14 protein-coding genes are annotated in these 14,430 nt (G+C 72.1%); 7 read left to right on the top strand and 7 right to left on the bottom strand.

Features of this window, described 5'->3' with window-relative positions:
* The first annotated feature begins 70 nt into the window (after nt 1-70).
* Nucleotides 71-445: an RNA polymerase-binding protein RbpA gene (locus ACIP63_RS32785; RefSeq protein ID WP_078598328.1), complete on the top strand. Its 375-nt coding sequence runs from the start codon at nt 71-73 to the stop codon at nt 443-445.
* A gap of 152 nt (nt 446-597) precedes the next feature.
* Here ACIP63_RS32785 and fxsA read toward each other — a convergent pair whose 3' ends face one another.
* The 4 genes from fxsA to ACIP63_RS32765 form a co-directional block, all read right to left on the bottom strand.
* Nucleotides 598-1,197, bottom strand: a complete 600-nt coding sequence (gene fxsA, locus ACIP63_RS32780) for an FxsA family membrane protein (protein ID WP_401523087.1) — start codon at nt 1,195-1,197, stop codon at nt 598-600.
* A 68-nt stretch (nt 1,198-1,265) separates the two neighbouring features.
* The gene (locus tag ACIP63_RS32775) at nt 1,266-2,033 is read right to left on the bottom strand and encodes a polyprenol monophosphomannose synthase (protein WP_401523084.1); all 768 of its coding nucleotides are present in this window, start codon (nt 2,031-2,033) and stop codon (nt 1,266-1,268) included.
* Between the two features lie 534 nt (nt 2,034-2,567).
* On the bottom strand, nt 2,568-4,208 hold the full coding sequence (locus ACIP63_RS32770) for an amidohydrolase (RefSeq protein WP_401523081.1): 1,641 nt from the start codon (nt 4,206-4,208) through the stop codon (nt 2,568-2,570).
* 133 nt (nt 4,209-4,341) lie between these two features.
* The gene (locus tag ACIP63_RS32765) at nt 4,342-4,782 is read right to left on the bottom strand and encodes an Lrp/AsnC family transcriptional regulator (RefSeq protein WP_033304241.1); all 441 of its coding nucleotides are present in this window, start codon (nt 4,780-4,782) and stop codon (nt 4,342-4,344) included.
* A 202-nt stretch (nt 4,783-4,984) separates the two neighbouring features.
* On the opposite strand from ACIP63_RS32765, the gene ACIP63_RS32760 reads away from it, so the two are divergent.
* On the top strand, nt 4,985-5,395 hold the full coding sequence (locus ACIP63_RS32760) for a hypothetical protein (RefSeq protein ID WP_401523078.1): 411 nt from the start codon (nt 4,985-4,987) through the stop codon (nt 5,393-5,395).
* Between the two features lie 411 nt (nt 5,396-5,806).
* Here ACIP63_RS32760 and ACIP63_RS32755 read toward each other — a convergent pair whose 3' ends face one another.
* Nucleotides 5,807-6,979, bottom strand: a complete 1,173-nt coding sequence (locus ACIP63_RS32755; protein ID WP_401523075.1) for an acyl-CoA dehydrogenase family protein — start codon at nt 6,977-6,979, stop codon at nt 5,807-5,809.
* Nucleotides 6,980-7,329: 350 nt separating this feature from the next.
* Between ACIP63_RS32755 and ACIP63_RS32750 the strand changes: the two genes are divergently transcribed.
* Nucleotides 7,330-8,604: a glycoside hydrolase family 18 protein gene (locus ACIP63_RS32750; protein WP_401523072.1), complete on the top strand. Its 1,275-nt coding sequence runs from the start codon at nt 7,330-7,332 to the stop codon at nt 8,602-8,604.
* Between the two features lie 79 nt (nt 8,605-8,683).
* Here ACIP63_RS32750 and ACIP63_RS32745 read toward each other — a convergent pair whose 3' ends face one another.
* Together ACIP63_RS32745 and ACIP63_RS32740 are read right to left on the bottom strand one after the other, a co-directional pair.
* Entirely contained in the window at nt 8,684-8,830 is a 147-nt protein-coding gene (locus tag ACIP63_RS32745) for an SCO1431 family membrane protein (protein ID WP_401523069.1), read from the bottom strand.
* A gap of 427 nt (nt 8,831-9,257) precedes the next feature.
* Nucleotides 9,258-10,175 (bottom strand): LysR family transcriptional regulator, encoded by a 918-nt coding sequence (locus tag ACIP63_RS32740; RefSeq protein WP_401523066.1) that lies wholly within the window; start codon nt 10,173-10,175, stop codon nt 9,258-9,260.
* A 138-nt stretch (nt 10,176-10,313) separates the two neighbouring features.
* Between ACIP63_RS32740 and ACIP63_RS32735 the strand changes: the two genes are divergently transcribed.
* Genes ACIP63_RS32735 through ACIP63_RS32720 form a run of 4 tightly spaced genes read left to right on the top strand, consistent with a single transcriptional unit; the run spans nt 10,314 to nt 14,427 of the window.
* A complete protein-coding gene (locus ACIP63_RS32735) occupies nt 10,314-11,312 on the top strand; it encodes a fumarylacetoacetate hydrolase family protein (RefSeq protein WP_401523064.1) in 999 nt (332 codons plus the stop codon).
* A complete protein-coding gene (locus ACIP63_RS32730) occupies nt 11,309-12,271 on the top strand; it encodes a cyclase family protein (RefSeq protein ID WP_401523062.1) in 963 nt (320 codons plus the stop codon). The genes ACIP63_RS32735 and ACIP63_RS32730 overlap by 4 nt, the downstream gene beginning before the upstream one ends.
* A 24-nt stretch (nt 12,272-12,295) precedes the next feature.
* On the top strand, nt 12,296-13,426 hold the full coding sequence (locus ACIP63_RS32725; RefSeq protein ID WP_401523059.1) for an FAD-dependent oxidoreductase: 1,131 nt from the start codon (nt 12,296-12,298) through the stop codon (nt 13,424-13,426).
* The gene (locus ACIP63_RS32720) at nt 13,423-14,427 is read left to right on the top strand and encodes an amidohydrolase family protein (RefSeq protein ID WP_401523057.1); all 1,005 of its coding nucleotides are present in this window, start codon (nt 13,423-13,425) and stop codon (nt 14,425-14,427) included. Before ACIP63_RS32725 ends, ACIP63_RS32720 begins: the two co-directional genes overlap by 4 nt.
* Nucleotides 14,428-14,430 lie beyond the last annotated feature (3 nt).

Genomic DNA, 14,430 nt, shown 5'->3' with positions numbered 1-14,430 from the left:
CCGGACGTTGACCGGATGACGACGACAGCGACACCTGTCCTGTGGGCGACAAGCCCGGGAGGCACGATTCATGAGTGAGCGAGCTCTCCGCGGTACGCGACTCGTGGTTACCAGCTACGAGACGGACCGCGGCATCGATCTGGCCCCGCGCCAGGCGGTGGAGTACGCATGCCCGAACGGACATCGATTTGAGATGCCGTTCTCGGTAGAGGCGGAAATTCCGGCGGAGTGGGAGTGCAAGGCGTGCGGCGCCACGGCACTCCTGGTGGACGGGGATGGCCCCGAGGAGAAGAAGGGCAAGCCTGCGCGTACGCACTGGGACATGCTCATGGAGCGGCGTACACGCGAGGAGCTCGAGGAGGTGCTGGCCGAGAGGCTGGCGGTTCTGCGCTCCGGTGCCATGAACATCGCCGTGCACCCGCGGGACAGCAGGAAGTCTGCCTGACCGCGTATCACCGCAAAGATCAAGAGCCGCGGGCCGCGACACAGAACATGTGTCGCGGCCCGCGGCTCTTCGTCGTCCGACGGCTGTCGCGCCAGGGGTACGTCCGGCGGCGCGACGGCTTCGCGTCAGGGGTGCGTCCGACGGCCGCCGTGTCAGGGGATCAGCGGCGGGCGGTCCGGGCCCTGGCCGTCGTCGGGGCGGGGCCGGGCGGGAGTGCCGTCCTCGCGGATGACCTCACCCGGGACCACCTTGCCGTCCGGGCGGTGGATACGGGCCTGCTGGAAGGCGTCGGAGAGGCCTCCGGGCCTCGCCGCGCGCATCCGGGTCTCCAGGGAGCGTTCCGCGTAGCGCCCGAGCAAGGAGCGGACCGGGGGCAGCAGGAGCAGGAGCCCCGCCGCGTCGGAGATCACGCCGGGGATCATCAGGAGCAGGCCGCCCAGCATCAGGAAGCCGTTGCCCTTGCTTCCGGCCGGGGCCGCGGCCGGGGTCTCGGGAGCGCCGGGCTGCCCCGGCATCCGCTGGAGGGTCTCGGTGAGGTTGCGGAAGGCCCGCCGGCCCGCACGCTTGATCACCGCTCCGCCGAGCACGGCGCCGGCGACCAGGATCAGCAGCACGGTGAAGCCGTTCGTCGCACCGGCGACCACGGTCAGCAGCCAGATCTCCAGCACCAGCCAGGCTGCGACGCCCAGCGGCAGGAGGGTACGGGCGCGTGAGCGCCGTGGACGGGTCGGAGGCGGTGTGCCGGTCGTCATGTCCCCAGTGTGCCTGTACGGGCGTGCAAGCGGCGTAAGGGGGTGATCATGAGGCCCCGGCGGGGCGGTCAGGAGGTCTTGCGGCCCAGCACCTTGTTGGCCCGGCCGGTGATGCCCCAGCCGGTGACCCGCCACAGGGCCTCGACGAGGATGTCGCGGCTCATCTTGGAGTCACCGATCTCCCGCTCCATGAAGGTGATCGGCACCTCCACGACGTGATAGCCGGCCTCGACGGCCCGCCGGGCCAGGTCGACCTGGAAGCAGTAGCCCTGTGAGGCGACCTGGTCCAGGCCGAGACCGTCCAGGGTCCCGGTGCGGAAGGCTCGGTAACCGCCGGTGACGTCCCGCACGGAGAGGCCCAGCAGCATCCGGGAGTAGAGGCTGCCGCCGCGCGAGATCATCTCGCGGTGCCGGGGCCAGTTGACCACGCGGCCGCCGGGGACCCAGCGCGAGCCGAGGACCAGGTCGGCGCCCTTCAGCGCGGTGAGGAGCCGGGGCAGTTCCTCGGGCTGGTGCGAGCCGTCCGCGTCCATCTCGACCAGGACGCCGTAGCCGTGCTCGGAGCCCCAGCGGAAGCCGGCCAGATAGGCGGCCCCGAGCCCTTCCTTGCCCTGGCGGTGCAGGACGTGCACCTGGCTGTCGCCGGCCGCGAGCTCGTCCGCGACCTTGCCGGTGCCGTCGGGGCTGTTGTCGTCGGCGACGAGGATGTCCGCTTCCGGCACGGCGGCGCGCACCCGGGCGACGATCAGCTTGACGTTCTCGGCCTCGTTGTAGGTCGGAATGATCACCAAGACTGTGCCGAGCGGGCCGAACTGCCTCTGACCGCCGTCGTTCACTACTGCCCCTTAAAGTCCGTACGCAGGTGCACACCATATCCAGCACGACGCGGCCGGACTCCGACACGGTCACGGGGTGGCGTGTGGCGCGCGGACAGAAGCGTGGAACTGGGGACAGAAGGACAGCACTGCGGATCGGGGCCCGGCGTCCTTCGGGCCGACCTGGGACCCGCTGGCTGCGGGTCGACCGAGAGCCGTTGTCTACTGAACCTCCGGGCCCCACCCGGGTCGCACCTGCCGTCCGGACGAAACCTTCCCTCGCCCCCGAGGCGCGGGCGCTGAACCTGGCTGTCAGTGGTGGTGCACCGGTGCGGCACACCGCCCCATGACCCAGCGGCGTTCGACGACTGCGTGGAGGTTTGACCGGTCGGACGTCCAGTGGTGGACCCGGCCGAACCTACCGGCCCCTGGGCACATGCTGTCAACAGCCGCTCTACCTGCTGTTTCTCCTGAAAACGCCTGGTCAGCACCGAGGACGCACAGGTCGTGGCAGAGCCCCGGCGCCTTCGATCGGCGGTACGGAATGTCCCGACGTCACTCGTTCGGCCGCACGTAGACAGTTTGTCCGAAGACCACCGTCCGCAGACAGACCGGGAGCTCCGCGCCCGGGGTGAGATCGGGCAGGCCGGGGGTGCCGGAACGGGGATCGGTGGACCATCGCGCCACCCGGTCGTCCGGCGCCTGGACCAGCAGGTCGCCGGTACGCCAGACGGCGTAGTCGGCCGGGGCTCCCGGGACGAGCACGCCGCCGTCGTCCCGCCCGACGGCCCGCCAGCCGCCCCGTGTGTGGGCGGTGAAACCGGCGCGTACGGAGACACGGTGCTCGGGTGTGCGGTGATGGGCGGCGGCCCGCACCGTGCCCCAGGGGTCCAGGGGGGTGACCGGGCTGTCCGAGCCGAAGGCGAGGGGCACGCCCGCGCGCAGCAGGGCCGCGTAGGGGTTGAGGGTCGCGGCACGCTCCGCGCCCAGGCGCCGGGCGTACATGCCGTCGGGGCCGCCCCAGGCGGCGTCGAAGGCGGGCTGGACGGAGGCGGTGAGGCCCAGTTCCGCGAAGGCGGCGACGGTCTCCGGGGTGAGCATCTCGGCGTGTTCCACCCGGTGCCTGGCGGCCCTGATCCGGGCGAGCCCGAGAATCTCGGCGGCGGCCCTGACGCCGGCGACCACGGCGGACACGGCCGCGTCGCCGATGGCGTGGAAGCCGGCCTGGAGCCCCGCCTCGGTGCACGCCGTCACGTGTGCGGCGATCCGCGCGGCGTCGAGGCGGCCGGTGCCCGTGTGCGGGGCGTCGGCGTACGGCTCGTGCAGGAGGGCGGTGTGCGAGCCCAGGGAGCCGTCGACGAAGAGGTCTCCGGCCGCGCCGACGGCACCGAGCTCGCGGATACGGCGTGCGCCCTTCTCGTCCTCGACGGGCTCGGCCCAGTATCCGAAGACCCGGGGGCCGGGCTGCTCGGAGGCGAGCTTCAGCAGCCCGGTGAAGTCCTCCTCGTCCGAGATCTCGGGGCCCGCGCACTCGTGCACGGTGCCGATCCCGAGGGATGCGGCGTGTGCCAGGGCGGCGCGCTGGGCCAGCGCCCGCTGCGCCGGCGTGACGGCACCGTGGGCGGCGGCGCGCACCGCGTGGTGGGCGTCGCCGGTCAGCGGGGCGTCGGGGTGGTAGCCGGGCAGCTCGGTGACGCCGGGCACCAGGTCCAGCAGCGCCGTGGTCACGACGGCGGAGTGGACGTCCACACGGGGCAGATAGACGGCCCTGCCGCCGGCCGCTTCGTCGAGCTCGCCGCGCGACGGGGGCCGCTGCTCCGGCCAGCGGGCGGCGTCCCAGCCGTGGCCGAGGATGGCCCCGGCTCCCGCGTGGCCGTTCGCGAACGCACGCACGAGTCCGAGGGCGTCGGCGAGCGAGCGCGCACCGGAGAGGTCCAGCCCCGTGAGGGCGAGTCCGGTCGACGTGGTGTGGACGTGGGAGTCCGTGAAGGCCGGGGTGACCAGCGCCCCCTCCAGGTCGATCACCTCGTCGACGCCGCTCGCGAAGGCGTCGGCCGCCCCCTCCGATCCCACCCACGCGACATGGCCGCGTTCGACGACCATCGCGGTGGCGAACGGGTCGGCGGGGCTGTGGACGTCTCCACCGCGCAGCAGCACGGTGCGGTGTTCGCTCTGGGGGGCGGTGCTCTCGGTCATGGGACCAGTCTCGCGCCTGCCGGGTCCCGCGCCTCCCCCGCCCCCTCCGCAACGCCGGGCGGAACCCTCAGAAACGCCGGGCGGAACCCTCAGAAACGCCGGGCGGAACCCTCAGAAACGCCGGGCGGAACCCTCAGATACGCGGCGGACGCGCCTCGTAGGGCGTGGAGAGCACGACGGTCGTGCGGGTGGAGACGCCGGCGAGGGTGCGGATGCGGGTCAGCAGGTGCTCCAGCTCCAGGGGACTGGAGACCCGCACCTTGAGGATGTAGTTCTCGTCGCCCGCGACGCTGTGGCACGCCTCCAGCTCCGGCACACCGGCAAGCCGTTCGGCGATGTCGTCAGGTGCGCTCGGGTCGAAGGGTTTCACCGAGATGAACGCGGTGAGGGGCAGGCCGACGGCTTCGGGGTCGACGACCGCGGCGTAGCCCCGGATCACCCCGCGCTGCTCCAGCCGGCGGACACGCTGATGAACGGCCGAGGTGGACAGGCCGGTGGCCTTGCCCAGGTCGGTGTAGCTCATCCGCCCGTCCTTGACGAGCAACTCCACAATCTGACGGTCCAGCTCCTCCATGCGGATCAACCTATGGCCCCGGGCCGTCCAGGCACAGCCGCAGGGCCCCCGGAAGGGCACGTTCGAGGGCCATGTGACGAATGCCACAGGTTTACGGGCCGGTAGCCGAGGGCGCCACGGTTACGTCCGACTTCCGACGGGAAGTGCTTGCTGTGGCCGAGGCCGTGGCGCCTTGTCGGCCCACCCGAGGGGGGAAAGAACCATGCAGAGCCTGAAGCTCACCGGACGTACCGAACCGGAGTCCGAGGATTACGCCGCTCCGGACGAGGACGCCGTTCCCGACCCGTACGACACGTTCGAGATGTACCGGGTGATCTGCCCGGACTGCGCCCAGCCGATCGCCCTGCTGGCGGACGAGGACGTACTTCCCGAGCACGCGCTGTGCCCCACGCCGTGGAACCCCTTCGTCCTCACCGTCTGCCCCGGTACGAACCGTGACGCCTCCAAGGCGCGCCCGGCCGACGAGTCGCTCGAGGCCCAGGAGCAGGAGACCGCGCTGCTGTTGACGCTTCCTCAGGGGCTCGACTGGCGGATGCAGCCCTTCTCGCACGCCGGCGGCCCGGGTTCCCGTCCCCTGCGGTACGTGCCGCAGGCGCGGCGTCACGCCGCCTGACGGTTGCGCGCCCCGAGGGCGCACCTTCGCGCGCACCACGACGGCGGGGCCGGCGTGGTGCGGTCAGCTCACCGGCCGGTGGCCGCTGCACCCGAGGAACGGGCGCGCTAATCGGCCGGGCAGTGACCCGGGGCCCCGTGGCGCGTTGGCTCTGTATGACCACGCCGCATTCAACGGCCGGCCCCGTACGCCGCCGTCTCGCCGCACCGGCGTCCGGAGAATCGGTTCCCCGGCCCGGACCGCCGGCCGGGGAGGCCACGGGGCCGTCCGCGCCGCACTCCACCGACCCTCCCATCTACCGGGCCATGCTGCGCCATTGGGAGAGCTCGGGCCGGGCCCTGCCGGGCCGCCATGACCAGGAGTGGAACCGGATCATGACGACACCGGTCTGGTCGGACCGGCCCGTCCGGGTCAGTGCGTCTCGGGACCCGCGAGGTGACGGGCGATGACCATGCGCTGGATCTGATTGGTGCCTTCGACGATCTGGAGCACCTTGGCCTCGCGCATCAGCCGCTCGACCGGGAAGTCGAGGGTGTAGCCGTAGCCCCCGAGGACCTGGACCGCGTCGGTGGTCACCCGCATGGCCGCGTCGGTGCAGAACAGCTTCGCCATGGCCGCCTGCCGTGAGAACGGGAGGCCGGCGTCGCGGAGCCGTGCCGCCTCCAGGTAGAGCGCCCGGCCGGCCTCGATGTGGGTGGCCATGTCGGCGAGCATGAAGCGCAGCCCCTGGAAGTCCGCGATGGGCCGGCCGAACTGGCGCCGGTCGGTGGCGTATCCGACGGCCTCGTCCAGGGCCGCCTGGGCGACGCCGATGGCGCAGGCGGCGATTCCCAGCCGCCCCGAGTCGAGCGCGGACAGGGCGATGGCGAAGCCCTGCCCCTCGTCACCGATGCGGCGGTCGCCGGAGATCCGTACGCCGTCGAAGTGCAGCTGGGCGGTGGGCGAGCCCTTCATGCCCATCTTCTTCTCGGGCAGGGCCGCACCGAGGCCCTCGGTGTCGCCGGGCACGAGGAAGGCGGTGATGCCACGCGGGCCGTCCTCCCCGGTGCGGGCGAGCACCGTGTAGAAGTCGGCGATACCTCCGTGCGTGATCCAGGCCTTGGTGCCGGTGAGGACCCAGTCCTCGCCGTCCCGGACCGCCTTGGTGCGGAGCGAGGCGGCGTCGGACCCCGAGGACGGCTCGGAGAGGCAGTAGGCGCCGAGCAGGCCGCCCGAGAGCATGGCGGGGAGGTGGGCGGCCCGCTGCGCCTCGGTGCCGTATCCGGCGAGCGCGTGACAGGCCAGGGAGTGGACGCTGACGCCGAGGCCGACGGTGAGCCGGGCCGCCGCGAGCTCTTCGAGCACCTGGAGGTAGACCTCGTACGGCTGGTCGCCGCCGCCGTACGCGGAGTCGTACGGCAGTCCGAGCAGGCCGGCTTCGGAGAGCAGGGTGAAGACCGGGCGCGGGAAGAAGCCCGCTTCCTCCTCCTCGGCCGCCCGGGGAGCGATTTCCTTCGACACGATGTCGCGTACGAGCTCGACGAGCTGCCGGGACTCCTCGGTGGGCAGACGGCGTTCCACCGGCTGCGGGGCACGGTCGGACATGACGGCGCTCTCCTCCCTGTCGGGCGTGACGGCGGTCGCGCGCGGGGTGTGCGCAGCACCGCCGGGTGGTCCCGGGCGATGCCCGGAAATCTACGGCTCCGCAGCCGATCCTGCCTTCCCGGATCACGGGAGGCGCTGGCCAGCGGCTGTGGCGCGTTGAGTATGCCCGATCGGAGCGCACGCGTCACCGGGCAGCCGGAGCCGGTGCCGAGGAAATTGGTCCGAACCATTGACCCAACTGGTCTAGTCCTTCTACGGTCTCCCCCAATGCCTCATCGCGTCCATGCCAATTCCGGATGGCGCGGGGCAGGCGCCCCCCACGCCCAAGCCCTCCCCCACGAGGAGCCACAATGACCGGACTTCACCGTCCTCGCGCCCGTCTCCGGGCGCTCACCGCCACCCTCTGTACCGCCGCGCTCGGAGCCGCTCTGCTCGGCGTCGCCGGTACGTCCTCCGCGGGTGCCGCCCCTTCCGCTTCCGAGGTCTCCGCACCGGCAGCCGCCGAAGCCGCGCCCACCGCGGCCGGCGACAAGGTGGTCGGATACTTCACCAACTGGGGTGTGTACGACCGCAATTACCACGTCAAGAACATCGAGACGTCAGGCTCGGCCGACAAGCTGACGCACATCAACTACGCCTTCGGCAACGTCCAGGGCGGCAAGTGCACCATCGGCGACAGCTACGCCGACTACGAGAAGGCCTACACCGCGGACCAGTCGGTGGACGGCGTCGCGGACACCTGGGACCAGGAACTCCGCGGCAACTTCAACCAGTTGCGCAAGCTGAAGAAGCTGCACCCCGACCTGAAGGTCATCTGGTCCTTCGGCGGCTGGAGCTGGTCCGGCGGCTTCGGGGAGGCCGCGCAGAACCCCGCCGCCTTCGCCGAGTCCTGCTACGACCTGGTCGAGGACCCGCGCTGGGCCGACGTCTTCGACGGCATCGACATCGACTGGGAGTACCCGAACGCCTGCGGGCTGACCTGCGACACCAGCGGCCGCGACGCGTACGGCGGCCTCCTGTCGGCGCTGCGCTCGAAGTTCGGCACCGGCAATCTGATCACCTCGGCGATCACGGCGGACGGGTCCGACGGCGGCAAGATCGACGCGGTGGACTATGCGGGAGCGGCGAAGTACCTGGACTGGTACAACCCGATGACGTACGACTTCTTCGGCGCGTTCGCGGCGCAGGGGCCGACGGCTCCGCACTCACCGCTGACCTCCTACCCGGGCATCCCGACGGAGGGCTTCAACAGTGACGCGGCGATCTCCAAGCTCAAGGGCCTGGGCATCCCCTCGGAGAAGCTCCTGCTGGGCATCGGCTTCTACGGACGCGGCTGGACCGGCGTCACCCAGGAGGAACCGGGTGGCACCGCGACCGGGGCGGCCCCGGGGACGTACGAGGCGGGCATCGAGGACTACAAGGTCCTGAAGAACAGCTGCCCGGCCACCAGCACGGTCGCCGGGACGGCGTACGCCCTCTGCGGCACCGACTGGTGGAGCTACGACACCCCGGCCACCGTCGCCACGAAGATGGACTACAAGAACGAGCAGGGCCTGGGAGGCACGTTCTTCTGGGAGCTCAGCGGCGACACGACGGACGGTGAGCTGATCCGGGCCATCAACTAGCCCCGACGGGGTACACGACCCGCAGGGCGGGTCAGGGGTGGGGTGCCGGGCGGGCGCCCCACCCCACCGTCGTTCACGGTCACATCAGTCCGGCCGGGGTGACGAACATGGCGAGGACGACGACGAGCGTCCAGCCCAGGATGTGCTCCAGGACCTTCGGCCCGTCCTTGGGGCCGCCGGTGCGGGCGCGGCTGTGGGTCCGGTTCTCGGCTGTGGTCGCGGTCATGGCATCTCGCTCGGTCGTTCGGCAGTGGGCGTCCCCCGTGACCCGACCACAGTGCCAGCGGAAGCGGGCGGCGCGGTAGAGATCCGGGTCACAGCGGCCTGCGGGACGGCAGGCCGGAGGAAGCCCTGTTCCCGCGCTCCCGCAAGGGATCGGCGGGCGGGGACACCCGGGGGCGGGCGGGTCCGCTGTGCGCTACGCCATACCGCCCCGCGGGCCCCGGCCGGGCGTGGAAGCCGCCCCCGCGCCGCGGCGGTGTGGTCACGTCGGTCGCCGCGCCGCCGAACGGCTGAGCGGGCGTACCGCGCCACGACGGCCCGCCGGGCGCACCTGCCGCCGGGGCCCATCGGCCGGAGCCCGGCGATCCGCGCCATGGATGGCATGCACCGAGCCCGCCCGTGGGCTCCGCCCCGCGGAACCGCCCGGGGCGTCATACCGCGGGCGGGCCTGCCAGACGTCTGCCGACCCGGGCGGCGGTCTCCCGGAGCCAGATGTGGGCGGCGTCGTGCGTGTGCACCGGGTGCCACCACAGCGCTTCCCGCAGCGGCACCGCTTCGTACGGGGGCTCCACGATCCGGACGGCGGCGACCGGGGAGAGGAGCCGGGCGAGCCGGGCCTGGACGAGGGCGATGCGCCGCGTGCCGGCCACCAGGAGCGGCAGCAGCTGGAAGCTGTCGACGGAGACCTCCACCCGCGGCTCGATGCCGAGCATCCCCAACTGCCGCATGGCGGGGGCGTCGTACGTGCGCTGGTAGGTGACCCAGGGCAGCCGGGCGAGGTCCTGCTGGGTCAGCGGGCCGTCGACGCTCGGGTGGTCGTCCGCGACGAGGAAGACCCAGCGGTCGTCGTAGAGATCGGTGGCGGGGAAGTCGCTGATGACGCCGTGCGGCATGAGCAGGCCGTCGGTGGCGCTGAGCAGGGTGGCGGTGTCGTCGACCACCGTGGAGGGGGTGTGGGTGAAGCGGAGCCGGATGCCGGGCGCCTCCTCGTGCACGACGTGGGCCAGTTCGGTGCCGAAGAGGGCGACCGCGTAGTCGGACGCGACGAGCTTGAACTCACGGCTCTCCTCGGCCGGGTCGAAGTCGGCCTGGCTGGCGAAGAGACGCTCCAGCACGGCGTAGGCGGTGGACGTGCGGTCGAGGAGGACCTGGCCGAGCGCGGTGAGCTCGTAGTGGCCGCCGACCCGCGCGAGCAGATCGTCGTCGAAGTGCCGGCGCAGGCGTGCGAGCGCCGCGCTCATGGCGGGCTGGCTGAGCCCCACGCGCTGACCGGCCCTGGTGACGTTGCGTTCCTCCAGGAGAGCACGCAGGGCGACGACCAGATTCAGGTCGAGGCTGGCGAGATTCACGGGGCTCCTCCTGCGGTAGGGCGCCGGTAGGGCGCCGACCAGGCATGAATAGACGTGATGGATACCGATTATCCACGGAATCGATTTCCCTGATCACGGGCGGCGGGTCCAGATTGGTTCCACCGCAATCAGGAGGACATGTTCGTGAAACCTGGATCCGCGTCCGCGCTCTTCGCCGGACCCTTCGCCCTCGGCACCCTGTCGGCCCCCGGCGGCCCGGCGTTCCCGGCTCTCGTCACCCCCGACGGACAGGTGACAGACCTGCGGATCGCCTTCGGCGAGGAGCAGTTGACGGTCCGGGACCTGCTGGACCGCTGGGAGACGGCCCTGCCGCGGCTGCACGCCCTGTCCGGTGGAAGCGGCTCCGGCAGCGGCCCGCTGGAGGGGTTCCGGGTGCACGCGCCCGTCGAGCCGCGGCAGGTGTTCCAGTCGGGAGCGAACTACCGGCAGCATGTGATCGACCTCCATGTCGCGCACCGGGCGCCGGACGACGAGCGCCCCGAGGAGGAGCGCCGCGCGGAGGCGGCGGAGATCATGGACCGGCGGGCGGCGGACGACCTCCCGTACGTGTTCATCGGCCTGCCGAGCGCGATCACCGGGCCGTACGACGACGTCGTGCTGCCCTCCTGGGCCGGCAAGCCGGACTGGGAGCTGGAGCTGGCCGTGGTGATCGGCCGCCCCGCCCACCAGGTGTCCGTCGAGGACGCCCTGTCGTACGTCGCCGGCTACACCATCGCCAACGACCTCACCGACCGGGCGACGGTGTTCCGCCGGGACATGCCGCAGATCGGCACCGACTGGCTGCGCAGCAAGAACGCCCCCGGGTTCACCCCGCTCGGCCCCTGGATCGTACTGGCCGGGTCGGTCCCGGACACCGACGGCCTGCGGCTCACGCTGAAGCTCAACGGCGAGACGATGCAGGACGAGTCCACCGGGGACATGATCTTCGACGTGGCACGCCTGATCTCCTACGTGTCGCAGTCCGCCCGCCTCCTCCCCGGCGACCTGGTGCTGACCGGGTCCCCCGCCGGCAACGGGATGCACTGGGGCCGTCTCCTGCGTGACGGGGACGTCATGGACAGCTCCGTCACCGGGCTCGGCACCCAGCGCACCCGTTGCGTCGCGGAGGAGTCATGAGCATGGACCGCACCGACCCCGAGGGCTCGATCGCACAGGCCGCGAAGGAGTGCTCCAACTGGGGCCGCTGGGGCCGGGACGACGTGCTCGGCACCCTCAACTTCCTCGACGAGGCCAAGCGCCGGGAGGGTGCCGCACTCGTCCGGCGCGGCGTCAGCTTCTCGCTCTCCCAGCGCTTCGACATCGACGGCCCGCAGAAAGGCTGGCGGCGGCGCACCAATCCGGTGCACACCATGCTGGACACCGGGACGGACGCGGCCCTCGGGAACCAGGGGCTGCCCCACGGGATCGGCGGCGCCGACGACGTGATCGCCATGCCGCTCCAGTGCTCGACGCAGTGGGACGGGCTCGGGCACATCTTCGACCACGGCAAGGCGTGGAACGGCCGGCCCGCCGAGGAGGTCGTCACGTCCGACGGCGACCTGGTGACCGGCATCGAGCACATGGCGCCGCACGTCGCGGGACGCGGCGTTCTCCTGGACGTGGGGCGGGTGTTCGGCGAGGGCGACGGGCTGCCGGACGGCTTCGCGATCACCGAGGAGCACCTGACGGCGACCGCCGAGGCCCACGGCGCGACCGTGGGACGCGGTGACCTCGTGGTGGTGCGCACCGGCCAGCTCACCCGGGTGCGCCGCGACGGCTGGGGCGACTACGCGGGCGGGCCCGCCCCCGGTCTCTCCTTCACCACGGCGGGGTGGCTGCGGAACAGCGAGATCGCGGCCGTCGCCACCGACACCTGGGGCTTCGAGGTGCGGCCCAACGAGTTCGACCACGCGTTCCAGCCGCTGCACCAGGTCGCCATCCCGCACATCGGCCTGCTGATCGGCGAGATGTGGGACCTGGACGCGCTCGCCGAGGACTGCGCCGCCGACGGTGTGTACGAGTTCCTGCTGGTCGCCGCGCCCCTTCCCATCACCGGCGCGGTCGGCTCGCCCGTGAATCCGATCGCCGTCAAGTAATCAGCGGAACGAAGGAGTTCCCCCATGACCGATACCCGCACGATCCTCGTCGTAGGCGGAGGCGCGGCCGGCAACGCCGTGACGATCCTGCTGCGCCGCGCCGGCTTCACGGTGGACCTGATCGAGGCCCGGGACGACTGGAACGCCACCGCCGGCTCCGGCATCACCCTCCAGGGCAACGCCTTGCGCGTGCTGCGCGAACTGGGGGTCTGGGAGCAGGTGGAGGAGTCCGGCTCCGGTTTCGGCTCGGTCGGCATCACCGCCCCCGACGGTACGGTCCTGCACGTCCAGGACGACCTCCGCACCGGCGGTGACGACCTTCCCGCCACGGTCGGCATGCAGCGCCCGCGGCTCCAGCAGATCCTGATCGAGGCGGTGCGCGCGAGCGGTGCCCGTGTCCGGCTGGGCACCCGGGCCGAGCGCTTCGACCAGGACGCCGACGGCGTCACGGTCCGGTTCACGGACGGCACCGAGGGCCGCTACGACCTGGTGATCGCGGCGGACGGCCTGGGATCCGCCACCCGCGCGGCCGTCGGCATCGAGGCCGCCCCGGAACCGACCGGCATGGCGATCTGGCGCGTGGCCACCCCCCGCCCCGCCGGGGTGACGCGCACGGACCTCGCCTACGGCGGCCCGGCCTACATCGCCGGCTACTGCCCCACCAGCGACACCACGCTCTACGCGTACGTCGTCGAGGCCAACCGCGACCGTGCCTCGATCCCCCCGGAGTCGTACGCCGACGAGATGCGGCGCCTGGCCTCCGCCTACGGCGGCAACTGGCCGGAGATCACCGAGCACATCACCGATCCGGCGCGGGTCAACTACACGTGGTTCGACCGCATGCTGGTCGAGGGCTCGTGGCACCGGGGCCGGGTCGTCCTCGTCGGCGACGCCGCCCACTGCTGCCCGCCCACCCTCGCTCAGGGCGCCGCCCTGTCCCTGGAGGACGCCTGGGTGCTGGCGCAGATGCTGACCGGCTCCGGCACCTGGGACGACGCGCTGTTCCAGGCGTATCACGAGCGGCGGATCACCCGCGTACGCCCCGTCGTGGAAGCCTCCGTACAGATCGGGCAGTGGCAGCTCGACGGGGTACGCGACGCCGACGTGCCCGGCCTGATGGGCCGCACCATGACGATGCTCCGGGAGCTGCCGTGACCTCCCCCACCGTGGACGTGCACGCCCACGTCCTGATCCCTGAGATCGAGGCGCTCGTGGCGGGCCTGCCCGGCCTGGCCGAGGCCAGGGAGCTCGACGCGCGTCGGAACGGCCCCGCGGCTCTCGCCGTCAGCGGCCCGATGGTGGGTGAGCGGATCCCGCGGCTGACCGACACCGCCGTACGGCTGGCCACGATGGACGCACAGGGCGTGGACGTCCAGCTGGTCAGCCCCTCCCCCTCGCACTACCACTACTGGGCCGACGAGGAGACGGCCGAGAAGGTGTACCGCGCCGCCAACGAGGGGACTGCCGCGCACTGTTCGGCCGCCCCCGACCGGCTGCGCGGACTCGGACTCGTACCTCTCCAGCATCCGGGCCAGGCGGTACGCGCCCTCGACCACGCCCTGGAACAAGGGCTGGCCGGAGTGGAGATCTCCAGCCACGCCCCGGGGCGGGAACTGTCCGACCCCGCCTACGAACCGTTCTGGTCCCGGGCCGGCGAGACGGGTGCGATCGTCTTCCTGCACCCCTTCGGCTGCACGCTCGACGAGCGTCTGGACCGGTGGTACCTGTCCAACACGGTCGGCCAGCCCACCGAGAACGCCGTGGCACTCTCCCACCTCATCTTCTCGGGAGTGCTCGACAGGCACCCGGGCCTGAAGCTGATCGCCGCGCACGGCGGCGGCTACCTCCCCACCCACATCGGCCGCTCCGACCACGCCTGGTCCACGCGCTCCGACGCCGGTGCCGGCTGCGCCCACCCGCCGAGCAGCTACCTCAGGCGGCTGTACTTCGACTCGCTCGTCCACGACCCGCACGTCCTGCGGGAGCTGATCAGGGTGGCCGGGGCCGACCGCGTACTCCTCGGCTCCGACTTCCCCTTCGACATGGGCACCGAGGACCCGGTGGGCGCCCTGCGCGCCGCGGGGCTGCCCCGGGCCGACTTCGACGCCGTACGCGGTGACAACGCCGCCGCCCTGCTCGGCCCCGCTCTCACCTGAGGA

Origin of the sequence: Streptomyces sp. NPDC088746 (assembly GCF_044751065.1) — a bacterium.
Lineage (GTDB): Bacteria > Actinomycetota > Actinomycetes > Streptomycetales > Streptomycetaceae > Streptomyces.
Note: the sequence above shows the minus strand (reverse complement) of the source record. Positions and strands in the feature narration are given on the sequence as shown.

Coding starts and splice junctions, on each gene's coding strand:
- ACIP63_RS32745 (WP_401523069.1), bottom strand. CDS start 8,830: ATGACCGCGACCACAGCCGAGAACCGGACCCACAGCCGCGCCCGCACC.
- ACIP63_RS32770 (WP_401523081.1), bottom strand. CDS start 4,208: ATGACCGAGAGCACCGCCCCCCAGAGCGAACACCGCACCGTGCTGCTG.
- ACIP63_RS32765 (WP_033304241.1), bottom strand. CDS start 4,782: ATGGAGGAGCTGGACCGTCAGATTGTGGAGTTGCTCGTCAAGGACGGG.
- ACIP63_RS32725 (WP_401523059.1), top strand. CDS start 12,296: ATGACCGATACCCGCACGATCCTCGTCGTAGGCGGAGGCGCGGCCGGC.
- ACIP63_RS32730 (WP_401523062.1), top strand. CDS start 11,309: ATGAGCATGGACCGCACCGACCCCGAGGGCTCGATCGCACAGGCCGCG.
- ACIP63_RS32750 (WP_401523072.1), top strand. CDS start 7,330: ATGACCGGACTTCACCGTCCTCGCGCCCGTCTCCGGGCGCTCACCGCC.
- fxsA (WP_401523087.1), bottom strand. CDS start 1,197: ATGACGACCGGCACACCGCCTCCGACCCGTCCACGGCGCTCACGCGCC.
- ACIP63_RS32785 (WP_078598328.1), top strand. CDS start 71: ATGAGTGAGCGAGCTCTCCGCGGTACGCGACTCGTGGTTACCAGCTAC.
- ACIP63_RS32760 (WP_401523078.1), top strand. CDS start 4,985: ATGCAGAGCCTGAAGCTCACCGGACGTACCGAACCGGAGTCCGAGGAT.
- ACIP63_RS32755 (WP_401523075.1), bottom strand. CDS start 6,979: ATGTCCGACCGTGCCCCGCAGCCGGTGGAACGCCGTCTGCCCACCGAG.
- ACIP63_RS32735 (WP_401523064.1), top strand. CDS start 10,314: ATGTTCGTGAAACCTGGATCCGCGTCCGCGCTCTTCGCCGGACCCTTC.